Consider the following 22563-nt stretch of genomic DNA (forward strand, 5'->3'; position numbering starts at 1 on the left):
ACCACAGGTATCGGAGGCCAGCCGTGGCTGACGGTCCCCATGATCAGGTATCGCGTCCCGAGATTCCCTTGGAATCCCCCAGCCTCCCGGAGGCTTCGCCTATCCCGCCCAGCCCCAGGCCTTGACCAACCCGGCCATGGCCGCCTTCCACGCCGGCGAGAAGTATAGCACCGAGGCGATGGCCTCGCCGCTCCACAGCACCGCCGCGCCCAGCAGGGTCGAGCGCAGCACTCGCCGGCGCGTGATCAGGTCCCAGGCCAGCATGGCGATCAGGAGCAGCGCGGTCCCCCAGTAGTAGGTCGCCCAGACCGCGAGCGGATTGGGCGGCGTGGCGCTGACGAGGTTGGTGGCGATGCGGCCGGGCCCGACGTCGGCCAGGGCGACGGCCGCCAGCACCATGAAACGGCTGTGGTCGGCGCGGTTCCGGCGCGTCGCCACCCCCAGGGCCGTGCAGACCGCGAAGGCGAAGACGTCCTGGAACTCCTCGCCCAGGAACTGCGGCGCATAGTCGGGGTGGCCCACCTGCCGCGCCATGTCCACCATGGCGGCGACCACCCCGAGGGGGACCATCGCCACCGACACCGCCACCACCGCCCACCCCAGCCGGCGGTGAAGCCGCACGTTCGACGTCTCGGCCAGGTAGACCTGCATCGACACCAGGCCCAGCCACGCGACGCTGACCGCGCCGTGCAGCGCCAGGGCGAGCGGCGGCGCCGGCTGTTCGTGCATGAAGCGCCCGAAGTCGGCCCCGAATCCAAACAACGCGAAGGTCCAGATCCCCAGGATCCAGACGAGCGTGACCTTGCGATCGGCCACGGCGGGCATAGTTGCGGCAGACATGGTTCCCCCCACATGCCTTCGACTTCGCGGCGACCCGAAGTCGACCTCTCCCCAGCCGGCGGACATGCCCGCCGCCGGCAAGCTTGAGACTAGGCAGGTATTGGATGGGGTGGAAGGCGCAATTGGCAGGGCGCGGCGGGCAAGCTCGGCGGGGACACGATACCTATCCCCTGGCCGGGGCGGGCGGCGCGCCCGGGGGCGGTTCGGGGGATAGGTATCGTGTCCCCTCTCCCCCGCGCCCTCCCCGCGGCGCCGCTGCTAGTCGTCGAAGCCGACGAACACGGTGGCCTCGGCCACCGACTTGCGTTCGGAGACCACCGCGTTGGCCGGGAAGCTGTCGTCCGGCCAGCCCAGGGCGATGCTCTTCATGATCACCTGATCCTCGGCGATGCCGGCGCATTCGCGCACCACCGGCGACTGCATGATGCCCTGGCTGTTGATCACCGCGCCCAGGCCGCGCGACCAGGCTGCGTTGACCAGGGCGGTGGCCACCGCGCCGCAGTCGAACGGCGCGTCGTCGCTGCCGTGCAGCACGCGGTCGTAGGTGACGATGATGCAGACCGGCGCATCGAACTGGCGAAACCCCCGCAGCACCCAGTCCTGGCGCGCCTCCTTGTCGTCGCGGGCGATGCCCATGGCGCCGAACAGCTGCTTGGCCACGCCGATCTGCCGCTCGCGGTGCTGGCCGGTGAAGGCCTCGCCGATGCGGAACTCGCGCGAGTGCGGCACGCCGGCCAGGTTGCGCTCGGTGTTGCCGGCGCGGATGCGGTCCAGCGGCTCGCCCGAGATGATGTAGAAGTTCCAGGGCTGGGTGTTCATCGACGACGGCGCGCGCATCGCCAGGCCGATGATCTCCTCGATCAGCGCCCGGGGCACGGGATCGGGCTTGTAGCCGCGGATGCTGCGGCGCCCGAGGATGACGTCGTCGAACTGCATGAAGGACCTCCCGGATCGCTCTTGGCGTTTTCAAACACCTGTTAGCCGCCAGCGAGACAGGAATCCACCGCCGCGGGGCTGGCGGGGACACGATACCTATCCCCGAGCGCGGCCGCCGCCGCTCCTTATGGCGAACCAGGGGATAGGTATCATGTCCCCGTCCCTCACCCGCACGCCGCGTCGATCAGCATCGCCGCCACGGGCCTGGCCTTCAGCGCCGCGTCGGTCAGGCCCCGGACCTGAGCGCTGACGATGGCGCCTTCCTTCAGCAGGGCCAGCTGTTCGGCCAGGGCGTCCGGGTCGGCGGCGCCGGCCTGGGCGGCCAGGGTCTTCAGATAGTCGACGATCAGCCGCTTGTGCTCGGCGCTGGCGCGGTGCGCGGGGTGGTCGGCGGCGTCGAACTCGGCGGCGGCCTTGATGAAGGCGCAGCCGTGGAAGCCCAGCGCGGCCATGGCGCGGCCGTTGAACCAGTCGTCCAGGGCGTCGAACATCGCCAGCAGCCGCCCGCGCGGGTCCGGCGCGGCGCGCTCCATCGCCGCCATCAGCCAGTTGCGGAACACCTCGTCGCGGCGGCGCAGCGCGGCCAGCACCAGCTCGTCCTTGGAGCGGAAGTGCTTGTACAGCGTCATCTTCGCCACCCCGGCCTCGGCCAGGATGCGGTCGATGCCGGTGGCGTGGAAGCCCTCGGTGTAGAACAGGCGCAGCGCGGTCTCGACCAGGTCGTCACGGCGGGATGGGGCGGGCATGGCAGCCTCATAAGACAGAACGGTATGTACATTTAGCGACGCTGGCGCAGGGGTCAAGGGCGCGGTAACGGCGGCGCTCCGCTGGAGCCCCCTCCACCCCCTTCGGGGGTCCCCCTCCCCCAGTGGGGGAGGAGATCGATTGCTCATCTTCAACGAAAAGGCACGCCAGGAAGGTTTCTCTTCCCCCTCTGGGGGAAGTCCCGGCGAAGCCGGGGATGGGGGCGGCCGCCCCAAAATAGTCGATTGACCAAGACAGACCGGTCTGTCTATATTCCCGTCATCGACACCGCCTCACGCCAGCCGGAGCCCCCCCATGACCGACACCGCCCCCGCCCCCACCGTCCTTCGCCCGCCGTTCACCCGCGAGACCGCCCTGGCCAAGGTGCAGGCCGCCGAGGACGCCTGGAACTCGCGCGATCCGGAGCGGATCGCCCTGGCCTATACGCCCGACACCCGCTGGCGGAACCGCAGCGAGTTCCTCACCGGCCGCGAGGCGGTGAAGGCGTTCCTGAAGCGCAAATTCGCCCACGAGCTGGACTACCGTCTCGCCAAGGAGCTGTGGGCCTTCGGCGGCGCCCGCATCTCGGTGCGCTTCGAATACGAATGGCGCGACGGCGCCGGCCAGTGGTGGCGCAGCCACGGCAACGAACAGTGGGAGTTCGCCGACGACGGCCTGATGGCCCGGCGCGACGCCTCCATCAACGACGTGCCGATCCGGGCCGACGAGCGCCGCCTCGGCGTCTCGCCCCCCTGACCCGCCCGGCCGGCGGACACAAGCCCCCCGGCCGCACCCCACCTCGATCTCCCGCCGAGCGGCCCCGATCCCCAACGGGCCGAGCGAGCGGCGGCGCGCGCCCTGCGGTCCGGCCAGGCGCGTCCGCTCCCCCCCCCAAGGCCGGACCCGAAAAAGGAGCCACCCCATGACGCTCGCCACCCCGAAGGCGCCGCCCGGACGCGCCAACCCGCCGCCTCGGCGCCGCCGCGCCGCGGCCCGCCTCTCCACCGCCCTCGCCAGCCTCCTCACCCTGACCTTCGGAGCCACCGCCATGACCACCCCCGCCCTCGCCCAGACCGCCAACGCCGCCAGCGCCAACGCCACCGCCGACGCCCCGCAGGACCCGGCCACCGACACCCGCCTGTCGCCCGTCGTCCGCGCCTTCGTCAGCCAGCTGAACAAGGATCCCAGCCCGTTCTGGACCCTGCCGGGGCCGCAGGTGCGCGCGGTGCTGACCGGCCTGCAGAACCAGACGCCCGTGGACGTCTCCGGCGTCAGCATCACCGAAAAGGTCATCTCGCAGGACGGCCGCAGCGTGAAGCTCTACGTCGTGCGCCCTGACGCCGCCGAGGCCCGCCCGCCGGTGGTGCTGTTCATCCACGGCGGCGTGTGGATCGCCGGCGACTTCGAGAACCACAAGCGCCTGGCCCGCGACATCGCGGTGGGCTCCGGCGCGGCGGTGGTGTTCGTCGAATACACCCCGATCCCCGACGCGGTGTTCCCCACCCAGCTGGAGGAAAGCTACGCCGCCGCCAAGTGGGTGGCCGCGCACGGCGACCAGATCGGCGTCGACGGCTCGCGCATGGCGGTGGCCGGCAACTCGGTGGGCGGCGACATGTCCGCGGCCCTGGCGATCATGGCCCGCGACCGCGGCGGCCCGGCCTTCCGCTTCCAGGCCCTGCTGATCCCGGCCACCGACGCCAGCGTCGACTCGGGCTCGTACCACGCCTACGCGACCGGCCGGTTCCTGGCCCGCGACTTCATGAAGTTCGGCTGGGACATCTACGCCCCGGACGCCGCCCAGCGGAACAACCCGTACGTCTCGCCGCTGCGCGCCACCCCGGCGCAGCTGCAGGGCTTGCCCCCGGCGCTGATCGTCACCGCCGAGAACGACCCGCTGCGCGACGAGGGCGAAGCCTATGCGCACAAGCTGGCCGACGCCGGCGTGCCGGTGACCGCCACCCGCTACGGCGGCACGATCCATGACTTCGTGCTGCTCAACGCCCTGCGCCAGGAACCGGCCACCCGCGCCGCCCTGCAGCAGATCGGCGACGAACTGCGCGCCCACCTGGCGAAGTAGATCGCCGGCTGACGCCGCCGCAAGTCCGTGGACCTCGCCCCCTCAACGGAGCGGGGTCCTTGGCGTTCCGGGGGGCCATGGCGCACTGGGGGCCCGCCAAGGGATGGAACACGGCCGCCGCACGGGCAAGATGCACAGATGCCGACGTCCGGGGCCGCTGGCCAACAACCACAGAGGGTCTAAGCTCGCGGGGCAAGGACACCGCCCAGGGAGGACAACAGATGCCAAAGCGTGGCGCGAGGCGCCGGGTCGCGATGGCGGCGGGCATGGCCTGCCTGATGCTTGCGACGGGCGCGGCGATGGCGGGGGACCAGCCGACCGGTCCGGCGCCTGCGCCCGCGATCAGCGCGGACGAGCAGGATGTCTATGAGGCCGTGCTGGCCGGCTGGCTGGGCAAGGAGACCCAGCGCCAGCAGGTCAATGAGCAGCTCAGCCCGCCGCCCGCGGCGCCGGACGACGACCTGGCCGATTGCACCAAGGGGCTGGACTTTCCGCCGCCCGCCCAGCCTCCGGCCCCGGAGAAGTCGCTGGCCGGCGTCGCCTTCAGGCTGCCTGGCGTGGTGCTCGTCGACGGCTCGCGGTGGCGCGCCGACGATCCGGGCGATGCGATCGCCGGCGGCAAGTCCGTCGACGCCGCGGTGACCCAGGGGATCAGCCACTCGCTGATCTCGTTCTCGCAGATCGCCTTCAGCCGCGACCACAAGGACGCCCTGGTCCGCTTCGGCATGGTGTGCGGCCGGCTCTGCGGCACGGGCTCGGTGATGCACCTGCGCCGGACCGGCGCGCGATGGAAGACGCTGGGCGACTGCGGCGGCCGGTGGATCTCGTAGGCCCCCACCACGCCCCCGCCCCGCCCGCCTCACCCGTCACCCCGGCCGTAGCGAAGCGAAGCGCCGGGGCCAGCCGGGCCGCGGTCTCAGAAGGGCGAGTCCGGGCGCGGATGGAGCTGCGCTTCGCCTGAGATCGCCTCGGTGGCGGAGCGGCCGGCCCCGGATCGGCGCGCTGCGCGCTTGTCCGGGGTGACGAGGGAAACGGCTGTTCGCCTGTTCGGGACACGATACCTATCCCCTACGCAACCGCGGCCGACGCCTCCGCCGGAGACAGGTGCATGTCCCGAGTCGCGGCTACTGCGGTGGGGCGGGCATGCCTTCGAACACGGCCACGCCTTCGGGGACATGGTCCCAGGCGCGGCGGCGCTTGCCGTAGATCAGCATCGACGGCTCCAGCGGGGCGTCGGGCTCCATCGTGCCCACGGCGATCATCACCACGTTCGGCATCACCGAGGCGCGGGTGAACAGGCGCGAGCCGCAGGTGGGGCAGAACTCGTGGGTGGTCGGCTGGCCGCTGTCGCCGACGCCCTGGTAGGACGTGGTCGTCCCGCGGATCGTCACCTGCGGCTCGGGATAGGCCGCGACGGTGGAGTGGCTGGCGCCCGTGCTGCGCTGGCAGTTCTGACACGCGCAGTGGCCGACGAAGATCGGCTCGCCCTCGACCGTATAGCTCACCGCGCCGCACAGGCATCCGCCGTTGATCGTCGCCATCGCTTCACGCTCCCGATTTGTGGCGTTGGATGCGCCGAGGCTAGGCCCGGGTCGGGGCCGGGTCGAGTGAAAGGCGCGTGACGGGGCCACGCTGCTGACAGCATCGGTTCTGGCGCCTGGGGTCGGAGGGCAGGCCCTCACTGGCAGGTGATGGTGGTCCCGGCAGGGTCGCCGAGTTGGAAGTCGGCCAGGTCGATCTCCACCAGCGGCCCCTGCCAGTTCTCCATGGAAAACACCCCGGGCAGCACCGGGCAGGTGCTGGTGTGACGTTCGTCCCCGCCCTTGGACAGCAGGAAGGCCTTGTACAGCAGGGGGCGCGCATAGCCGTTGCGCACCGTCAGGTTGGTCAAGGTCGAGCCGTCCATCTGGGCGAACTCCACCTCGACCATGTCCTTCAGCGTCCCGCCGGGCCGGGGCGGGTCGCTGGCCTGGCCGTGGGCGACGACGGTCAGCGGCGGCTCGCCGGGGCCGCCGACGCGCAGGTCCACCCGCTCGCCCAGCACCAGCCACAGGCGCTGATGGCCGCCGATCTGGCGCAGGAACGGCATGTTGCGGTTGAGCGCGGGGGTCTTGACGCCCTGGTCGGTGCGCAAGGTCACGGCGCCGACGAAACGGCAGTCCGGCCGCGACACGCAGCCCGGGTCCGGCGTCTCCGCGACCGCGCCCGCCGCGCTCAGGACGGTGACGGCGATCGCGGCCAGGCCGCCGACCGCCCGCAGACGTGTGACCATGCGTGTTTCCCCCCTGGGATGCGTCCTCTGTAGCACGGGCGCGCGGGCGCGGAAGCGGCCAGCCTGCGCCGCGAACCCCCTGGCCCCCTCCCCGGCCCGGACCGAGACTGGTCGGCGGGGCGGCGGGGAGGAGAGATTCGCATGGGACCACTGGCAGCGCCGGAACCGTGGCTGGACCAGCACTATGCCGCGCCACAGACGCTGGTCAGGATCGGCCGGCGACGGCGGCTGAACCTGATGCTCGCCGGCGAGGGCGGGCCGGCGGTGATCCTCGCCCCCGGCCTGATCAACACCACCCTGGAGTGGTGGCGCGTGCAGCGTGAGCTGGCTCGGGAGGTACGCACCGTCGCCTTCGACAAGGCCGGCCTCGGCTTCAGCGACCCCGGCCCCCTGCCCCGCACCGCCGGCGCGGTGGTCGAGGACCTGCGCGCGGCGCTGCAGGCGCTGGACCTTGCCCCGCCCTATGTGCTGGTCGGCTGGTCCGCCGGCGGGCTGGCCATGCAGCTGTTCGCCCTGCGCCACCCCCACGAGATCGCCGGCCTGGTGGCGGTGGACAGCGCCAGCGCGCATCAGGACCGGCGGCTCGACGCGGTGCGCGGCGATCGGCAGAGCGAGGACCGGCGACGCCAGATGCTCGCCGACTATGGCCGGCTCGACCGTCTGGCGCGCGCCGGCGCCTTGGTCCCCGGAACGCCCGACCACGCCCGCGCCGTCGGCGCCCCGCCGTCCTGGCTGACGCCGGCGCTATGCGCCGCCCGCGAAGCCCAGCGCACCGCGCCGGGGTGGTGGCGGGCGCTGCGCTCGGAGTCGGCGGCGACGGGCGGCGCCAGTTCGGATCAGGTCGTCGCCGCGCGCCAGGCGCTCGCCGCCAGCCGGCCGCCGGGCGCGCCGCCGCTGGGCGACATGCCGCTGATCGTGCTCACCGCGGCCGGCAACGCCCTGCCGCGGCCGGGCGAGAGCGCCGCCGAGGCTGCCGCGCGCCACCAGGCGTGGCGCGCCATGCACGACGAGATCGCCGCCCTCTCCGCCCGCGGCGAGCGCCGCCTCGTCGATGCCGGCCACGGCATCCCGCTGGAACGTCCGGAGGCTGTGGTCACCGCCGTCGCTCAGGTGCTGGCGCAAGCGCGCTGAAGCAGGCGCCCGTCCCCCCTTGCGCGCCTCACCCCCTGGCCAGCACCCGCGCCGGGTTGCCGACCACCGTCGTCCCCTCGGCGACATCGCGCACCACCACCGCGCCGGCCCCCACGGTGGCGCGGGGGCCCACGGTGACGCCGTTGATGATCAGCGCGCCCAGGCCGATGAAGCTGCCCTCCAGCACCGTCACCCGCCCGGCGGTATGCGAGCCCGGCCCGAACGAGACGTAGTCGCCGACCACATTGTCGTGGTCCACGCTGCAGGCGGTGTTCAGCACGCAGAACCGTCCGACCCGGGCGTCGGACTGCACGATCGCGCCGGCCGACAGCACCGTGCCGGCCCCGATCACGGCCGTGGCCGAGACCACCGCCGACGGATGGCGCACGACCGGCAGACCCGCGCCGATCCCCAGCAGCCGCTCGCACAGCATGCGCCGCGCCGGCCCTTGTACGGCCACCGCCAGGTCGAAGGCCGCCAGGAACGCCGGGTCCTGCAGCCGCTCCTCGTCCCCCAGCCGCGTCAGCGGCGTCGCCGGGGCCGGCGGCTGCGGCCCGACGTCCAGGTAGCCCGCCAGCGGCGCGCCGCCGGCCGCCGCCGCCTCGGCGATGATCCGCGGCAGCGCCGCCTGACCCGCGCCCACCATCACCAGAGGCTTCATCCGTCCGCTCCCCGCACGTCCCGCCGCACGGTCGCGCACGCTGCCCTGTTCGGCGAGGCGAAGGAAGCGGGCTCATCGGCGCCGGGCATTCCGCGCCGCGGCGCGCCAGCAGTTGTTTCGGTCCGCCAGCGCACGAACGCCCTCAGGCCGCGGGCTGCGGATCCGCCGCCAGGTTGCGCGCCGCCGGCGCCGTGATGCGGCACCGGCAGCCGGCCGGCTCGAAGGTCAGGGTCGCGGCGCCGCCCAGCGAGCGGGCGCCGGCCTCGATCACCAGGGAGCCGAACCCCTTGCGCCGCTGCGGGGCGACCGGCGGTCCGCCGGTTTCGATCCACTCGAACGCCAGCCGGTCCTCGGCGCGCGCCAGCGACCAGCGGATGTCGAGCCGGCCGCGAGCGTCGCTGAGCGAGCCGTACTTGACGGCGTTGGTCGCCAGCTCATGCACGATCATCGACAGGTTCTCCGCCGCCGCGGCGTTGAGCTCGAGGTCGGGCCCCTGCAGCGAGATGCGGTCGGCGGCCTCGCCATAGGGCCGCAGCTCGAACGCCACCAGCTCGCGCAGCGACCTGGAGGTCCAGCCCTGGCGGGCAAGCTCGACCTGGGCCGCGCCGAAGGCCGAGACCCGCGCCAGCAGGGCGTCGCGGTAGGTCGCGACGTCGGGCTGCGATCGCGCCGTCGCCTGAACCAGAGAGCCGATCACCGCGAACATGTTGTTGATCCGGTGGCGCAGCTCGCGCACGACCAGTTCGCGCTGCGCCGCCTGCTGGCGCTGGGTCTCGACGAGCTTGCGCGCGGTGACGTCGCGCAGCAGGCCCGTGAAATAACGGGTCTCGCCGTCGCGCCACTCGGCGACGGCCAGGTCGACGGTCAGCAGGGCGCCGTCCTTGCGCAGCGCCTCGACCTCCCGGCCCGACCGCTGGATCCGACCCTCGCCGCCGGCCAGATACGCGGCCAGATAGCCTGCGTGGGCCGAGCGGTGCGGCTCGGGCATCAGCATCGTCACGTTTTCGCCCAGGAGCTCGTCGGCGGCCCAGCCGAACATCGCCGCCGCCGCCGGGTTCGACGACTGGATGACGCCGGTCTCGTCGATCACCAGGATGGCGTCCGTGGCGGTCTCGACGATGGCCCTGAGCCGGGCCTGCGCCGCCGCCAGCTGCTGGTTCGCCTGGCCCCTGAGGCGCTCGGCCCGCACGTGGGCGTACGCCAGCAGCGCCAGGCCGCCCAGCAGGGCCACGGCGATCAGGAACCCGCCCGTCGCCGTCACGGCCCGAAGCAGACCCGTCCCCGGGGCGCCATCGCCGCCGCGTCGCGCAGGTCCCTGCCGCCCATCCGCCGTCTCCGCCGCGCCGTTCGAAGGAAGGGCGCGCGGGCACATTGGACCGCCGCCGCCGGGCGACTTTGCGCGACATCAATGCGCCGGCGGATTTCGTCCTCGCGGCGGCGCCCGCGCCTCGCCCCCTAGCCCGGGTGCAGGCCGGGCGCTTCCTGGCCGGTGCGGGCGACGTATTCGCTATAGCCGCCGCCGTACTGGTGGACGCCCTCGGGGGTCAGCTCCAGCACCCGGTTCGACAGGGCCGACAGGAAGTGGCGGTCGTGCGAGACGAACAGCATGGTGCCCTCGAAGTCGGCGAGGGCCGCCACCAGCATCTCCTTGGTGACCATGTCGAGGTGGTTGGTCGGCTCGTCCAGCACCAGCAGGTTCGGCGGATCGAACAGCATCTTGGCCATCACCAGCCGCGCCTTCTCGCCGCCGGACAGCACCCGGCAGGGCTTTTCGACATCGTCGCCGGAGAAGCCGAAGCATCCCGCCAGGGTGCGCAGCGCCCCCTGCCCCGCCTGCGGGAACGACCCGTCCAGCGACTCGAAGATCGTCTCCTCGCCGTCCAGCAAATCCATCGAGTGCTGGGCGAAATAGCCCATCCGGACGCTGGCGCCGAGGCTGACCGCCCCGCGGTCGGGCGCGGTGGCGCCGGCCACCAGCTTCAGCAGCGTCGACTTGCCCGCGCCATTGGCGCCCAGCACGCACCAGCGCTCCTTGCGCCGCACCAGGAAGTCCAGCCCCTGGTAGATCGGCTGGTCGCCATAGCCCTTGTGCACGTCGCGCAGGCTGATCACGTCGTCGCCCGACCGGGGCGGGCTCCTGAACTCGAACTGCACCGACTGGCGGCGGCGCGGCGGCTCGACCCGCTCGATCTTGTCGAGCTTCTTGACCCGGCTCTGCACCTGGGCGGCGTGCGAGGCGCGCGCCTTGAACCGCTCGATGAACTTCACTTCCTTGGCCAGCATGGCCTGCTGGCGCTCATACTGCGCCTGGCGCTGCTGTTCGCTGAGCGCGCGCTGCTGGTCGTAGAAGTCGAGGTCGCCGGAATAGGTCACCAGAGACCCGGCGTCGATCTCCACCACCTTGCCGATGATGCGGTTCATGAAGGCGCGGTCGTGCGAGGTGATCAGCAGGGCGCCGTCGTAGGCCTTGAGGAAGGCCTCCAGCCAGATCAGGCTTTCCAGGTCCAGGTGGTTGCTGGGCTCGTCCAGCAGCATGCCGTCGGGCCGCATCAGCAGGATGCGCGCCAGGGCCACGCGCATCTTCCAGCCCCCGGACAGCTGGCCGACGTCGCCGTCCATCCGCTCCTGGCTGAAGCTCAGGCCCGCCAGCACCTCGCGCGCCCGCGCCTCCAGCGCATAGCCGTCCAGCTCCTCGAAGCGCGCCTGCACGTCGCCATAGCGCTCGATGATCGCCTCCAGTTGGTCGGCCTGGTCCGGGTCGACCATCGCCGCCTCGAGCCGCGCCATCTCGGCGGCCAGTTCGCTGACCGGGCCGACGCCGTCCATCACCGCGGCGACCGCGCTCTGGCCCGACATCTCGCCGACGTCCTGGCTGAAATAGCCGAGCCTCATCCCGGCATCGATCGCCACCAGGCCGTCGTCGGGCGGCTCCTGGCCGGTGATCATGCGAAACAGCGTCGTCTTGCCCGCGCCGTTGGGGCCGACCAGCCCGACCTTCTCGCCCTTCAGGATGTTCATCGAGGCCTCGATGAACAGGATCTGGTGGCCGTTCTGCTTGGAGATGTTGTCGAGGCGGATCATGCGGCGGTCTGCTAGCGCGGGCGCCGGCGGAACGCCACCCTCGGACGGCGGGGGCCGGCGTCGGCCAAGCCCTGGGCGGTCGCGCCCGCCGGCCTCGGCGCTCAGGTTTCCGCCATCGCCAGCCGAAGTGTTCAGGCCGAAAGACCGCGGATTTCGCGGCCGCTTTTCACGGTTAAGCTGAAACGTATCCAGTCTTCAGCCGTTGCAGGCGGACGCCAACCCGGATCGCTTGTCGCCTTGACCAGGGCGCCGATCGTCGAGGTCGGCGACCCGCGTTGCCATTGCAGGAGAAGACCTATGCTTCGCCACACCATTCTCGCGACCTTGCTTGCGTCGAGCGCCCTGACCCTTGCCGTGGCGTCCCCGGCGGCCGCGTACGACAAGACCGACCGCGCCCGCGAAGCCCTCGCCGCCGCGGAGGCCAAGATCCACACCGCCGAGACCCTGGGCAGCGCGACCGAGGCCCCGCGCGACACGGCCGAGGCCCGCGCCCAACTCGCCAGCGCCCGGGAAGACTTCGCCGACGGCCACAAGGACCTGGCGATCCAGGAGGCGATCCGCGCCTCGGCCCTGGCCGACACGGCCATCGGCGTCTCGCAGCAGCACAAGGACGCCGCCCTGGCCTCCGCCCGCGAGGCCGAGCGGGCAAACGCCGACGCCGCCCGCGACCAGGTCGCCGCCGCCCAGAACCAGGCCGCCGACGCCGCCGCGAACGCCCAGGACCAGGTGGCCGCCGCCCGCCAGCAGGCGGCTGACGCCCAGCAGCAGGCCGCCGACGCCAACGCCCGCGCCGAGGCCGCCGAGAAGTCCGCCGCCGCCTCGGCCGACGCCGCCGCCAATGCGCGCGACGCCGCGGCCATCGCCGCCGCCCAGACGCCGCCTCCGGCCCCGCAGGTCGAGACCACGACCACCACCACCCGGCATCGCGCCGGCCACGCCACCACCCACACCCGGGTGACCCACCACACCACGACGGGCGCGGCAGCCCCCGCCAGCGACCAGGTGACCACGACGACGCGAGTGACCCCGCAATAGCGGTTCCCCGCAGGAGGCGTCGGCTGGACGTCGCCGCCCTTGCGGGGACCTCCGGTCCGGCGCCCGTGTGAACCAGCCGCGGCGCCAGGAGGAGACGAAGCGCCGGGATGGTCGAACATCCGCTGCGAATAGCGCACCCTGTCGCCAGCCGCCCCGCCCGCAGATCCTGCGGGCGGGGCGAACCGCTATGTATGGCCAGACCTTGATCCGCACGGCTGCGCCACCTGCCGGCCCAGCCGGGCGTCGCCGCGACCTCGTGGCCGGGGCCGCCGGCGGATGGGTCTTGCTATCGTGGCGATGGTCGGGGGCGCGGTTGGCGCTCCCGGTCAGCCCTGGTCACCGTTCTGCGCCGGAACCTGCCGTGCGCCGAGCGCGCCTGCAGACTGTCGGCCGAACGTGGGGCCGGTTTCGCCGCCTGAGAATGAAGGCCTCCGCCGGCTCGGACGCCGCCGCGTCCAAGGGGCGATACGGTTGCCCTGGCGCTCGGCGGCGATGGTCTGGAGCTGCAGGAGGCGTTCGGCTTGGCCGCCCCCTCGGCGCACCCGTCGTTCCGGTCATGATGCAAAGCACACGGGGCTTCTACCGTCCCAGAAACGCAGAAGGAGGCCCGGAACCGGTCCGGACCTCCTCCAGGGCGGCGCCGCGGCCGAGGGCCGCTGACGCCGATATCGTGGCTTGCGGACCTAGTGGTCCGGGGTGGTGGCCGCGCCGACCGCGGCGCCCGTGCCGCCGCCCACCGCCGCGCCCACCGCCGCGCCCGGGGCGCAACCGATCGGCAGGGTCACGATGCAGCCGATGGCCGCGCCGACGCCGGCGCCCTTGGCGCCGCCCACCAGGGCGCGCGCGCCCGGATCGTCGTGCCAGCTGCCGTCGCGCTCATAGTAGCCGCGGTCGCTGACCGGGTCGGGGCGCCAATGGACGTGCTCGTCGTTCTGGTGGGCGTCGTACCAATCGGAATTGTAATAGGTGATCGGCGCATCACGACCGTAAGCATAGCGCTGGTGCACGCGCCAGCAATCACCGTATTGGTTGCAGGCGACATAGGTCTTCTCGACCGTGTCGGCGTTGGCCGTCGTCGGAATCATCGAACCCGCACTGACCGTGGCGAGCAACGAACTCATCGCGAACGCAGCTGTAAGGATTTTCATAGCATCACCTCTTCTGGCGAAGGCCAAAGGCCCGCCGGCTGTTCCGTTCGACTACAAACGAGAAGTGAAACAGCTTGGTTCCAGCTCTGAACTGATCAGGTATAGTCGCGCTTATCACCACACCCTGTACGCCGACCTCCGCGGGCGAGTTTTTCCCCACGTTTGCAAAGGGTCGCGAGCGGTGGCCCGAACGGTTCACGAAGTTAGCGCCGCAAGCCCCCTCTCACCCGGGCAGCAGCGGAACCAAGCGCCGCGTCAATCCTGCGGCGCCCCCTCGGGGTCGGGAACGAAACCATCCGGGCCGCGGATGAAGGCCGACCCGATCGGCGCGTCCAGGAGCGGTATGATCTCCGGATCGTAGTTCGCGATCGTGTTCACGTCGTAGATGGCGTGCCGGGTCGCGTCTTCCATGTACGCCTCGTCCTCGTCGCCCGCGAGGAACGCCCAGCCGCTGTCGTGCGGATTGCTTGGCGCGGTCCTGTACATGTAACCGACGGGCATGCCGTCGACCGGAATTCTGTCGCTGGCGATGGCCCCGCCCCGACCGGGCGCAAGGGGGCGGATCTGGTCGGCTCTCAGGCGAAACGCTTTCACGGTCTCGGATCCTAGCGGCTGCGGACGGACTCGGTGATCGCCCGATTTTCCCGCTGAGTCCAATGCCGCAGACGCAAGCGCCTGTTGTGCCCCCGGCGCTCGCGCTGGCGTAGTCCGGCTCCATGCGCCGCCACTACGCCGGGTCGCGCCGGCGGGAAAGCTTCCCGGTCGCCCGACCGCCGGCGTGGATCGGCGGGCAGCCGCGGGAAGGGGTCATGGGGATTAGGTATCCTGTCCCGGCGGAGTCTGGGGTATGGCGGCGGGATTCGAACGTGAGACCAGGGGAGCAGGCATGAGCGCCATCACGAGGACCGGACATCGTTATCGCGACACGGCGTCGGGCAAGACGCTGGACGTCTGGTTCCCGCAGGGTGACGAGCGCATCGCGCGCCATTGCCTGGCCGAGACGCTGGGGCTGATCGCGGGCGACTTCGTCACCGTCACGCTCTCGTCGCCGGATGCGGCGCCGGCGAGCGCCGAGGACGTGTATCTGCGGCTGCACCTGTTGTCCGAGCTGGCCTTCCGGCCGAACACCCTGAACCTGGAGGGCGCCTTCGGCCTGCTGAACAACGTCGCCTGGACCTCGGCCGGTCCGGTGCTGCCCGCGCGGGTGCAGGCGCTGCGCGCGCAGCTGCAGGACCAGGCGCACGTCCTGCAGATCCCCTGCATCGACAAGTTCCCGCGCATGACCGACTACGTCATCCCCGAGGGCGTGCGCATCGCCGACGCCGACCGGGTGCGGCTGGGCGCGCACCTGTCGCCGGGCACCACGGTGATGCACGAGGGGTTCTGCAACTTCAACGCCGGCACCCTGGGCGCCTCGATGGTCGAGGGGCGGATCAGCGCCGGCGTGGTGGTCGGCGACGGCTCCGACATCGGTGGCAGCGCCTCGATCATGGGCACCCTGTCGGGCGGCGGGCGCGAGGTGATCCGCATCGGCGAACGGTGCCTGCTGGGGGCCAACGCCGGGATCGGTATCTCGCTGGGCGACAACTGCATCGTCGAGGCGGGCTGCTACGTCACCGCCGGCTCGCGCGTGACCTTCCCGGACGGGAAGGTGGTCAAGGCGCTGGAGCTGTCGGGCGCCTCCAACCTGCTCTACCGCCGCAACTCGCAGACCGGCGCCCTGGAAGTCGTGCCCCGCAACGCCGCCTGGTCCGGCCTGAACGCCGCGCTGCACAAGAACTGACCGCGGCGCGGGAATGGCGGGGGCGCGCCCCCGCCTGAACGTCCCCGAACGCCCGGGCCGCTACTGACTGACCAGCACCGGGTGCAGCAGCGTCGTCGACTTGTCCCGCAGGTCGGCGAGCATGGACTTTTCGATGGCCTTGGCGTGGTCCGCCGCGACGAAGTTGTTGCCGAGCTTTCCGGTGGCCGTGGCCAGCGCCGTGTCGAGGAGGACGGTGGCGCCCTTGGCGTCGACCACCTTCCACTGCACGACGATCGTCTCGACGAACGGGGCGAAGGTGGTCAGCCCCTTGTTGTGCTGTTCGAAGCGCTGGATGGTGGGCACCAGGACGTAGCTCACGCCCGTCAGCTTCTGCGCCTCATCGGGCGAGTCGACCACGCGCACGTCCAGCGCCATCGCCTTCAGCGTATCCTCCAGCGTGGCGGCTGTCGCGACGCCGAGGTTGTTGACGTCTCCCAGCTGGTACATCGGGCGAAACAGCTCCGAGGTGTGCGTCCAGACCACCGCCTTGAACTCGGGCGTGATGACCAGGGCCACGGGGATGTGCGCCTGCGCGCCGGCGGCGGCGGCGGCCGGCGCGGAAGACGGCGCCGCCGCCGGCGAGGTCGGCGCGGTCCCGGCGGCGCCGGCCGGCGCTGCGGGCGCCGACGGACCTGCGGGCGCCGACGGACCTGCGGGCGCAGTCGATGCGGGCGGGGTCGATGAGGCGGGCGCGGATGCGGCCGGGGCGGATGCGGACGGGGCTGCGGCCGGCGAAGACGACGCATCGACCGTCGGCGCGCTCGCGGCGCCGGCGGCCTGGGCGGACGCCAGACCGGGCGGGAGCAGCACGGCCGTCGTCAGCGCCAGGCCGAGAATCCTAGGGAATTTGCTCATGGGGGTCCTTCAGGGGGTTGAGGGCGCGCTGGGCGCCTGGAGGGCCAGGGCCGTCTGGAACACCGTGCCGGCGGCGCCGGGCGGCGCCGGAACGGGCCTCACGCGGAGGCTGAGCCGCAGCTGGCTCAGGTCCACGGACGTCTTTGCGACCTTGCAGTAGACGAAGCCGGCGGCCGACTGGCCCGGTGCGAGCGTCTTCGAATAGAGCTGCCGGACCATCAGATTGCGTCGCACGTCGTCCTGCCGCGCGATCTGGTTGCCGGACATCATCAGTATCGGCAGGGAGACGGCCAGGCCGATCGGACCGGCGGCCATGCCGACGGCGGCGACGTTCTCGACCACCGCGCCGCCGGTGTCGTCGACCGTGCTGCGCGAGCGCTCGGCCGCCTGGACCGGCGCCTGCCCGTAGGCCAGCCTGATGTCGTCGGCGTCCAGCAGGTAGCGCGTGGTCGACGAGCGGTTGCTGATGGACAGCCAGATCGGCAGCACGCCCGCCGCGCCCAGGTCGAGGCCGAAATACAGCTTCTGATCCTGCGGGCTGGTCAGCGGATAGGCCGAGATCGCCAGGTCGTCGCCACCGAACGCGATGAGCTTTTCGGCGCCGGGGGCGATGAAATCCGGGAACGTCGCGGCCGCCGCCAGGGCCATGCGTGGGCAGACGACAACCGCCGCCGCCGCGAACACGCCGCGGCGAGAAACAACGCCTCGCATTAGCCCCCCCAAAGCGGCTCAACCCCAAAGCCAAGCTTACCATGCCGCCAGGCCCGGCTTAGCGTCAAGGTTGCTGGGCGGTACGGGAAAGCGGAGGCGCAATCCCCGCCGCCCCGGCTCTCCGGACGACGAAAGTGGGCGCGCGGCCTGGGGGGTCAGGTATGCTGACCGCCCAATGGCAGGCGCAACACGAGGTGAGGGCATGAGAAGGCCTCTGGCGATGCTGATCGGGCTGGCCATCGCCCTGCCCGGCGCGGCGGCGGCGCAGGAGGAGCATCACCACCACCCGGCGCCCGAGCACCTGGGCCAGGTCCGCTTCGCAACCACGTGCGCGCCGGCCGTCGCCGCGGCCTTCGACCGCGCGGTGGCGTTGCTGCATTCCTTCGCCTACGAGGACGCCGACAAGGCCTTCGCCGATGTCGCCGCGCGCGACCCGGCCTGTGCCATGGCCCACTGGGGCCGGGCGATGACCCACTACCACCAGCTGTGGGACACGCCGGCCGGCGCCGGGCTGGCGGCGGGCCAGGCCGAGATCCGCCTGGCGCAGGCGGGGGCGGCGTCCGGGCCAGTCAGCTCGCGCGAGCGCGCGCTGATCGACGCCCTGGCCAGCTACTATGCAGACGCCGACAGCGTCCCGCCCGCCGCGCGCGCCCTGCGCTATTCAGGCGCCATGGCCGCGGCGGCCCGCGCCTGGCCGGCGGACGACGAGATCGCCGCCTTCTACGCCCTGTCGCTGATCGCCACCGCCTCGCCCGGCGACCGCACCCACGCGCGCCAGGCGATGGCCGCCGACATCCTGGAGCCGATCTGGCGGCGTCATCCCGATCACCCCGGCGCGCCGCACTATCTGATCCACGCCTACGACAGCGCCGCCCTGGCCCAGCGCGGCCTGCCCGCCGCCCGGGCCTATGCGAAGATCGCCCCCTCGGCGCCGCACGCCCTGCACATGCCCTCGCACATCTTCACCCGGCTGGGCCTGTGGGACGACTCGATCGCCTCCAACATCGCCGCGCGGGACGCCGCGCGCGCCCAGGGCGACGTCGGCGAGGCGCTGCACGCCATGGACTACCTGACCTACGCCTACCTGCAGCGCGGCCGGGTCGAGGAGGCCCGCCGGCAGGTCGCCGAGCTCGCCACCCTGCCCGGGCTGTCGGGCGGCGGCTTCAAGATCGGCTATGCCGGCAACGCCATGCCGGTGCGCCTGGCCGTGGAGACCGGCGACTGGGCCGGCGCCGCGCGACTGACGCCGATGGCCGGCTCGTCGCCGCAGGTGGCCGCGCTGGTCTGGTGGGCCCGCGCGCTGGGCCAGGTGCGCGGCGCGACCCCGGCGCCGCAGGCCGCCGACGCCGACATCGCCCAGCTTCAGGCATGCCGCGACGCCCTGGTCGCCCAGCACGACGCCTACTGGGCGGCTCAGACCGACGTGCTGCTGAAGTCGGCCCAGGCCTGGCGCGCCGCCGCCCTGGGCCAGGGCGAGGCCGCCGTCGCCGATCTGACCGCCGCCGCCGACGAGGAGGACGCCCTGGAGAAGCTGCCGCTGACCCCCGGCCCCATCGTACCGGCCCGCGAGCAGCTGGGCGAGCTGCTGGCCCGCCTCGGCCGCCCCCGCGAAGCCGTCGCCGCCTTCGACGCCGCCCTCGCCCTGGCCCCCGGCCGCCTGGGCGCCGAACGCGGCCGCGCCGCCGCGCTGCAGGCGGCGCGCTGACACGATACCTGTTCCCCAGTGGCATTCCCGGCCCGGCTCGACCTCAGCGCCGTCGAGGCGCCACCGGGCTGGAGGGCGGGCGGCTCTTGCCGCTGCGGGGTGGCGCGCTCATCTTTGCAGGGCAAGGGATGGATGCCATGAGCGACGCTGTCGGCCCCGGTGACCTGGTTCTGTGCGTCAACGCCGCCCCGAACCACGCCACGGGACGGCCGGTTCCGCTTCGCGCCGGGGAGACCTACCGGGTGGTCGCGGTGATGGAGTTCGCCTGCCCGTGCGGCCGGTCCGACGCCCTGCTGGACGTGGGCGTCGACTTCGCCTGGTGCCAGACGCGCTTCCGGCTGCTGCCCAAGCCGAAGGCCCAGGCCCGGACCCGCCGCGTGTCGGCCCCCCGGGAGAAGGAGACGGTGCGCTGAGCCACCGGTCTCAGCCCCCGTGGAAACCCGCAAGCGCCGCCAGCACGCGCTCGGCCACCGGCGGGGCGGGTTGCGGCGGGTCGAACGGGCGGCCGGTGATGCGCTCGTGCGCCTCGACGTAGGTCAGGGCGGTCTTCCAGATCAGCTCCGGCGGGATCTCCGGAACCTCGTCCGCATAGGGATCGCAGCGTTCGGCGACCCAGGCGCGGATCACGTCCTTGTCGAAGCTGTCGGGCGCCTCGCCGGCGGCCAGCCGCTGGGCGTAGCTGTCGGCGCGCCAGTAGCGGCTGGAGTCGGGGGTATGGATCTCGTCGGCCAGCCGCAGGGTCCCCTCGGCGTCGACGCCGAACTCGTACTTGGTGTCGGCCAGGATCAGGCCGCGCTCGGCGGCCAGCGCCTGGCCGCGGGCGAACAGGGCCAGGGCGGTCTGGCTGACCTGCCGCCACTGGTCGGGGCTCAAGAGGCCGCGCGCCAGGATCTCGTCCTCGGTCAGCGGCTCGTCGTGCGCGCCGTCGGCGGCCTTGCTGGTGGGGGTGATGATCGGCGCCGCCAGCGCCTGGTTGGGGACCAGGCCGTCGGGCAGGCTGTGGCCGTACATCTGCCGCCGGCCGGCGCGGTACTGGGTCAGGATCGAGGTGCTGGTGGTCCCCGCCAGATAGCCGCGCACGACGATCTCCACCGGCAGGATCTGCAGCCGCCGGCCGACGACGATGTTCGGGTCGGGATAGTCCAGCACGTGGTTGGGGCACAGGTCCGCGGTCTGCTCGAAGGCCCACCGGGCGACGCCGTTCAGCACCTGGCCCTTGAAGGGCACGCAGCACAGCACCCGGTCGAACGCCGACAGCCGGTCGGAGGTGACCAGGATGCGCCGCCCGTCCGGCAGGTCGTAGTTGTCGCGCACCTTGCCGCGGTAGAGGCCGGGCAGGCGCGGGTCGATGGCCTCGCGCAGCACCTGGTGAGCGCTGGCGGCGAGGCGGGCTTCGTCGATCGTGGACATGGTGGTCTCCCTGGCAAGGTCGATGAGGTCGTCCAGGGAGAGCCGTCTGTCACGCGCGATCTTGCCGCGGGCGGCCTGCACCGCCCGGCGTGCGCGCTGCAGGTCGCCGATCCGCGCGGTCAGCACCTCCTCCTGCAGGGCGAGCAGGGCCGAGAGATCGGCCACCCGCCCGTCCAGCAGCTGGGTGATGCGCGCCAGCGACAGCCCGAGCGACTTCAGCGTCAGCACCTGGTGCAGGCGCTCGATCTGCTCGGGCCCATACACCCGCCAGCCGGCCTGGGTGCGCCCCGGGCGCACCAGCCCGCGCCGCTCGTAGAGCCGCAGCGCCCGCACGCCGACGCCGAGGCGCCGCGCCGTCTCGCTGGGGCTCAGGTACCGCTCGCTCATCCGATTCCGGCGTCTCCATGGGACACGCCCTTCTATGGGGCCGGACCCAGGTTCCGGCTCAAGCGGTTTTTCATTCCCCAACCTCGTCACCCCGGGCGAAGCGCAGCGCAGACCCGGGGCCGACCGGGCCAGGGTCCAGAAGAGCCTGATGGCGCGCCGCCATTGCCGCGCCGTCCTGGAGATCGTCTCGGTGGCGGCCCGGCTGGCCCCGGACAAGGGCGCTGCCAGCGCCCTTGTCCGGGGTGACGAGAGAAGGGGTTCGGTGGGTTCTGGGTTTAGATATCCAGCCCCCGCCCCGCCCTCCCGGCGCATCGTGCTAGGGTCGACGGATGAGCGCCTTCGCCACCCTCCCCCTGCTGCTGGCGCTCGCCGTCACCGGCGTCCTGGCCTTCGGTTTCCTGCGCTGGCAGCGCGACCGGCTGGCGCCGCCCGGCCAGGGGGTGAGCGTCGGCGCCGACGGGGTGATCGTCGTGCCGATCCTGGCGGCGGAGATCCGGGGCGGCATGCTGGGCGGGCGGGCGCACAACAGCCTGGGGCCGAAGCTGTCGCTGGACGCCCAGGGCCTGGCCTTCAAGGTGCTGAAGACCGACCGCTGGACCTACGACCAGCTGACCGGCGTGCGGCTGGCCCGGGGCCTGCTCGGCCCGGCGCTGGAGTTCCGCACCGCCCGCGCCCACCTCACCGTCACCCTGCGCGACCTGGCCACCGCCCGCCAGGTGCTGGCCGCCCTGCCCCGCGCCGCGCCGCTGAGCCCCGAGGCCGCGGCGCTGCGCGATCACGGGGAGATCTGACGCCCCCCCAAGGGGACGCCCCGCGCAAGGCGAGGCCCGTCCGGCGGGTCGATTTATCCGCCCCGGACGGCGAAATGTCGGCCGCGGCGGTTGCCTGCGCCCGGGCGATATGCTGGCCTGTCGCCGTACCGGAATTGGCGTTCGCAGGGGGCGGCGCGGGCCTTTGCAGGGCTCGCGCGGGTCGTCCCAGTGACAGGCGCTTCGCCTGAAGTCCTGATGAGGGAGGGAAGACTCCAATGGCCGCGAAATACATCAAGTCCACCACGACCCTGACGCCGAAGAACGTCTGGGACAAGCTCAACGCCGGCGAGTGGTCCTTCGACGACTGCCCGTGGGTGATCGTCGGCGATGTCTATGCGGCGGTGAACTTCACCGGCGACGGCTCCTGGCAGGAGATCGTCGTCGACCTGTTCAAGAAGGGGCAGCGCAACTTCGCCGTGCTGGCCGGCCGCCACGGCGACCAGCTGGGCACCCAGGTCGACACCAAGACCGGCAAGTTCATCAAGCGCGATCCCGGCGACAGCGCCATCAACCCGGCCGACGACCAGAAGGTGGCCGACCGGCTGCAGGTGTCGCTGAAGGGCTGCAACATCGTGGTGCGCGACGTCGGCAACGGGGCGCACGACACGGTCGAACTGCTGACCCAGGAGATCCGGACCCAGCTGGCCGCCAACCGCATCGTCATCCTGGCGTGGTGCTATTCGCTGTACGCCATGAAGCCGGGCTGGGACAGCAACGTGAAGAACGCCTGGCCGCAGGTGTTCAGCGGCCCGAACATGACGCCGATCTCGTGGATCGCCAAGGACTGGGACTGGGCCGCCGCCCTCGGCAAAAGCCCCGCCACCACCGCCGCCGACCTGCAGGCCGTCGCCTGAGGTTCCGCCGGCGGGGCCCGTAACCCCTCACCCTCCCAACCGCTCCGCGGTCGGGCCCCTCCCTCTCCCTCTGGGAGAGGGGGACACTTCGGCCGCTCTT

The 22563-nt window shown here is 72.3% G+C and carries 23 protein-coding genes and 1 pseudogene; 10 read left to right on the top strand and 14 right to left on the bottom strand.

The genetic code is table 11. The features are described from left to right. Window positions 1-99 precede the first annotated feature (99 nt). The 3 genes from ACO2Q3_RS12235 to ACO2Q3_RS12245 all read right to left on the bottom strand — a co-directional run bounded on the left by ACO2Q3_RS12235 (window position 100) and on the right by ACO2Q3_RS12245 (window position 2522). Window positions 100-840 carry a hypothetical protein gene (locus ACO2Q3_RS12235; protein WP_423306868.1) on the bottom strand — a complete coding sequence of 247 codons (741 nt, stop codon included), beginning with the start codon at window positions 838-840 and terminating at the stop codon, window positions 100-102. Window positions 841-1098: 258 nt separating this feature from the next. Beyond that, entirely contained in the window at window positions 1099-1776 is a 678-nt protein-coding gene (locus tag ACO2Q3_RS12240; RefSeq protein WP_423306869.1) for a nitroreductase, read from the bottom strand. A 164-nt stretch (window positions 1777-1940) separates the two neighbouring features. Next, entirely contained in the window at window positions 1941-2522 is a 582-nt protein-coding gene (locus tag ACO2Q3_RS12245; RefSeq protein ID WP_423306870.1) for a TetR/AcrR family transcriptional regulator, read from the bottom strand. Window positions 2523-2835: 313 nt separating this feature from the next. Here ACO2Q3_RS12245 and ACO2Q3_RS12250 point away from each other — a divergent pair, with 313 nt between their 5' ends. The 3 genes from ACO2Q3_RS12250 (at window position 2836) to ACO2Q3_RS12260 (ending at window position 5427) form a co-directional block, all read left to right on the top strand. After that, window positions 2836-3276, top strand: coding sequence for a nuclear transport factor 2 family protein (locus ACO2Q3_RS12250; protein WP_423306871.1), 441 nt, complete (start codon window positions 2836-2838; stop codon window positions 3274-3276). Between the two features lie 166 nt (window positions 3277-3442). Continuing rightward, a complete protein-coding gene (locus ACO2Q3_RS12255; protein WP_423306872.1) occupies window positions 3443-4597 on the top strand; it encodes an alpha/beta hydrolase in 1155 nt (384 codons plus the stop codon). A gap of 221 nt (window positions 4598-4818) precedes the next feature. Beyond that, the gene (locus ACO2Q3_RS12260; RefSeq protein ID WP_423306873.1) at window positions 4819-5427 is read left to right on the top strand and encodes a hypothetical protein; all 609 of its coding nucleotides are present in this window, start codon (window positions 4819-4821) and stop codon (window positions 5425-5427) included. 294 nt (window positions 5428-5721) lie between these two features. Here the strand turns inward: ACO2Q3_RS12260 and ACO2Q3_RS12265 are convergent, their stop codons facing one another. Then, window positions 5722-6138: a GFA family protein gene (locus ACO2Q3_RS12265; RefSeq protein WP_423306874.1), complete on the bottom strand. Its 417-nt coding sequence runs from the start codon at window positions 6136-6138 to the stop codon at window positions 5722-5724. A gap of 137 nt (window positions 6139-6275) precedes the next feature. Then, window positions 6276-6869, bottom strand: coding sequence for a hypothetical protein (locus ACO2Q3_RS12270; protein WP_423306875.1), 594 nt, complete (start codon window positions 6867-6869; stop codon window positions 6276-6278). A gap of 141 nt (window positions 6870-7010) precedes the next feature. Between ACO2Q3_RS12270 and ACO2Q3_RS12275 the strand changes: the two genes are divergently transcribed. Next, entirely contained in the window at window positions 7011-8000 is a 990-nt protein-coding gene (locus tag ACO2Q3_RS12275) for an alpha/beta hydrolase (protein WP_423306876.1), read from the top strand. A 28-nt stretch (window positions 8001-8028) separates the two neighbouring features. On the opposite strand, the gene ACO2Q3_RS12280 is transcribed toward ACO2Q3_RS12275, so the two are convergent. The 3 genes from ACO2Q3_RS12280 to ACO2Q3_RS12290 form a co-directional block, all read right to left on the bottom strand. Beyond that, window positions 8029-8661 (bottom strand): NeuD/PglB/VioB family sugar acetyltransferase, encoded by a 633-nt coding sequence (locus tag ACO2Q3_RS12280; protein WP_423306877.1) that lies wholly within the window; start codon window positions 8659-8661, stop codon window positions 8029-8031. Between the two features lie 142 nt (window positions 8662-8803). Then, window positions 8804-9922: a PAS domain S-box protein gene (locus tag ACO2Q3_RS12285; RefSeq protein ID WP_423306878.1), complete on the bottom strand. Its 1119-nt coding sequence runs from the start codon at window positions 9920-9922 to the stop codon at window positions 8804-8806. Between the two features lie 194 nt (window positions 9923-10116). After that, window positions 10117-11742, bottom strand: a complete 1626-nt coding sequence (locus ACO2Q3_RS12290) for an ABC-F family ATP-binding cassette domain-containing protein (protein ID WP_423306879.1) — start codon at window positions 11740-11742, stop codon at window positions 10117-10119. Window positions 11743-12039: 297 nt separating this feature from the next. On the opposite strand from ACO2Q3_RS12290, the gene ACO2Q3_RS12295 reads away from it, so the two are divergent. Continuing rightward, on the top strand, window positions 12040-12777 hold the full coding sequence (locus ACO2Q3_RS12295; protein WP_423306880.1) for a hypothetical protein: 738 nt from the start codon (window positions 12040-12042) through the stop codon (window positions 12775-12777). Between the two features lie 683 nt (window positions 12778-13460). Here ACO2Q3_RS12295 and ACO2Q3_RS12300 read toward each other — a convergent pair. Both ACO2Q3_RS12300 and ACO2Q3_RS12305 read right to left on the bottom strand, forming a co-directional pair. Then, window positions 13461-13898 carry a hypothetical protein gene (locus ACO2Q3_RS12300; RefSeq protein WP_423306881.1) on the bottom strand — a complete coding sequence of 146 codons (438 nt, stop codon included), beginning with the start codon at window positions 13896-13898 and terminating at the stop codon, window positions 13461-13463. Between the two features lie 282 nt (window positions 13899-14180). Then, window positions 14181-14519: a DUF2185 domain-containing protein gene (locus ACO2Q3_RS12305; protein ID WP_423306882.1), complete on the bottom strand. Its 339-nt coding sequence runs from the start codon at window positions 14517-14519 to the stop codon at window positions 14181-14183. A gap of 292 nt (window positions 14520-14811) precedes the next feature. On the opposite strand from ACO2Q3_RS12305, the gene ACO2Q3_RS12310 reads away from it, so the two are divergent. Then, the gene (locus ACO2Q3_RS12310) at window positions 14812-15708 is read left to right on the top strand and encodes a DapH/DapD/GlmU-related protein (protein ID WP_423306883.1); all 897 of its coding nucleotides are present in this window, start codon (window positions 14812-14814) and stop codon (window positions 15706-15708) included. Window positions 15709-15768: 60 nt separating this feature from the next. On the opposite strand, the gene ACO2Q3_RS12315 is transcribed toward ACO2Q3_RS12310, so the two are convergent. After that, window positions 15769-16584 carry a hypothetical protein gene (locus tag ACO2Q3_RS12315; protein ID WP_423306884.1) on the bottom strand — a complete coding sequence of 272 codons (816 nt, stop codon included), beginning with the start codon at window positions 16582-16584 and terminating at the stop codon, window positions 15769-15771. Window positions 16585-16593: 9 nt separating this feature from the next. Then, window positions 16594-17295, bottom strand: a complete 702-nt coding sequence (locus ACO2Q3_RS12320; RefSeq protein WP_423306885.1) for a hypothetical protein — start codon at window positions 17293-17295, stop codon at window positions 16594-16596. 202 nt (window positions 17296-17497) lie between these two features. On the opposite strand from ACO2Q3_RS12320, the gene ACO2Q3_RS12325 reads away from it, so the two are divergent. Further along, on the top strand, window positions 17498-19000 hold the full coding sequence (locus ACO2Q3_RS12325; protein ID WP_423306886.1) for a hypothetical protein: 1503 nt from the start codon (window positions 17498-17500) through the stop codon (window positions 18998-19000). 137 nt (window positions 19001-19137) lie between these two features. Continuing rightward, a complete protein-coding gene (locus ACO2Q3_RS12330) occupies window positions 19138-19413 on the top strand; it encodes a hypothetical protein (RefSeq protein ID WP_423306887.1) in 276 nt (91 codons plus the stop codon). A 10-nt stretch (window positions 19414-19423) separates the two neighbouring features. Here the strand turns inward: ACO2Q3_RS12330 and ACO2Q3_RS12335 are convergent, their stop codons facing one another. Further along, window positions 19424-20410: a phosphoribosylaminoimidazolesuccinocarboxamide synthase gene (locus ACO2Q3_RS12335; protein ID WP_423306945.1), complete on the bottom strand. Its 987-nt coding sequence runs from the start codon at window positions 20408-20410 to the stop codon at window positions 19424-19426. Between the two features lie 183 nt (window positions 20411-20593). Next, a pseudogene (locus tag ACO2Q3_RS12340) lies at window positions 20594-21109 on the bottom strand (MerR family transcriptional regulator); the annotation flags it as partial. 17 nt (window positions 21110-21126) lie between these two features. Here ACO2Q3_RS12340 and ACO2Q3_RS12345 point away from each other — a divergent pair. Together ACO2Q3_RS12345 and ACO2Q3_RS12350 are read left to right on the top strand one after the other, a co-directional pair. Next, entirely contained in the window at window positions 21127-21588 is a 462-nt protein-coding gene (locus ACO2Q3_RS12345) for a hypothetical protein (RefSeq protein ID WP_423306888.1), read from the top strand. Window positions 21589-21824: 236 nt separating this feature from the next. Continuing rightward, on the top strand, window positions 21825-22463 hold the full coding sequence (locus ACO2Q3_RS12350) for a hypothetical protein (RefSeq protein ID WP_423306889.1): 639 nt from the start codon (window positions 21825-21827) through the stop codon (window positions 22461-22463). Window positions 22464-22563: the final 100 nt, after the last annotated feature.

This window comes from Caulobacter sp. KR2-114, assembly GCF_049446115.1.
Lineage (GTDB): Bacteria > Pseudomonadota > Alphaproteobacteria > Caulobacterales > Caulobacteraceae > Acaudatibacter.

Excerpts from the sequence above, each read along its gene's own strand:
- ACO2Q3_RS12335 (WP_423306945.1), bottom strand. The coding sequence starts at position 20,410 with ATGTCCACGATCGACGAAGCCCGCCTCGCCGCCAGCGCTCACCAGGTG.
- ACO2Q3_RS12345 (WP_423306888.1), top strand. The coding sequence starts at position 21,127 with ATGAGCGCCTTCGCCACCCTCCCCCTGCTGCTGGCGCTCGCCGTCACC.
- ACO2Q3_RS12275 (WP_423306876.1), top strand. The coding sequence starts at position 7,011 with ATGGGACCACTGGCAGCGCCGGAACCGTGGCTGGACCAGCACTATGCC.
- ACO2Q3_RS12350 (WP_423306889.1), top strand. The coding sequence starts at position 21,825 with ATGGCCGCGAAATACATCAAGTCCACCACGACCCTGACGCCGAAGAAC.
- ACO2Q3_RS12255 (WP_423306872.1), top strand. The coding sequence starts at position 3,443 with ATGACGCTCGCCACCCCGAAGGCGCCGCCCGGACGCGCCAACCCGCCG.
- ACO2Q3_RS12320 (WP_423306885.1), bottom strand. The coding sequence starts at position 17,295 with ATGCGAGGCGTTGTTTCTCGCCGCGGCGTGTTCGCGGCGGCGGCGGTT.
- ACO2Q3_RS12235 (WP_423306868.1), bottom strand. The coding sequence starts at position 840 with ATGTCTGCCGCAACTATGCCCGCCGTGGCCGATCGCAAGGTCACGCTC.
- ACO2Q3_RS12330 (WP_423306887.1), top strand. The coding sequence starts at position 19,138 with ATGAGCGACGCTGTCGGCCCCGGTGACCTGGTTCTGTGCGTCAACGCC.
- ACO2Q3_RS12270 (WP_423306875.1), bottom strand. The coding sequence starts at position 6,869 with ATGGTCACACGTCTGCGGGCGGTCGGCGGCCTGGCCGCGATCGCCGTC.
- ACO2Q3_RS12240 (WP_423306869.1), bottom strand. The coding sequence starts at position 1,776 with ATGCAGTTCGACGACGTCATCCTCGGGCGCCGCAGCATCCGCGGCTAC.
- ACO2Q3_RS12300 (WP_423306881.1), bottom strand. The coding sequence starts at position 13,898 with ATGAGTTCGTTGCTCGCCACGGTCAGTGCGGGTTCGATGATTCCGACG.
- ACO2Q3_RS12310 (WP_423306883.1), top strand. The coding sequence starts at position 14,812 with ATGAGCGCCATCACGAGGACCGGACATCGTTATCGCGACACGGCGTCG.
- ACO2Q3_RS12325 (WP_423306886.1), top strand. The coding sequence starts at position 17,498 with ATGAGAAGGCCTCTGGCGATGCTGATCGGGCTGGCCATCGCCCTGCCC.
- ACO2Q3_RS12315 (WP_423306884.1), bottom strand. The coding sequence starts at position 16,584 with ATGAGCAAATTCCCTAGGATTCTCGGCCTGGCGCTGACGACGGCCGTG.
- ACO2Q3_RS12290 (WP_423306879.1), bottom strand. The coding sequence starts at position 11,742 with ATGATCCGCCTCGACAACATCTCCAAGCAGAACGGCCACCAGATCCTG.
- ACO2Q3_RS12260 (WP_423306873.1), top strand. The coding sequence starts at position 4,819 with ATGCCAAAGCGTGGCGCGAGGCGCCGGGTCGCGATGGCGGCGGGCATG.
- ACO2Q3_RS12295 (WP_423306880.1), top strand. The coding sequence starts at position 12,040 with ATGCTTCGCCACACCATTCTCGCGACCTTGCTTGCGTCGAGCGCCCTG.
- ACO2Q3_RS12265 (WP_423306874.1), bottom strand. The coding sequence starts at position 6,138 with ATGGCGACGATCAACGGCGGATGCCTGTGCGGCGCGGTGAGCTATACG.
- ACO2Q3_RS12245 (WP_423306870.1), bottom strand. The coding sequence starts at position 2,522 with ATGCCCGCCCCATCCCGCCGTGACGACCTGGTCGAGACCGCGCTGCGC.
- ACO2Q3_RS12280 (WP_423306877.1), bottom strand. The coding sequence starts at position 8,661 with ATGAAGCCTCTGGTGATGGTGGGCGCGGGTCAGGCGGCGCTGCCGCGG.
- ACO2Q3_RS12250 (WP_423306871.1), top strand. The coding sequence starts at position 2,836 with ATGACCGACACCGCCCCCGCCCCCACCGTCCTTCGCCCGCCGTTCACC.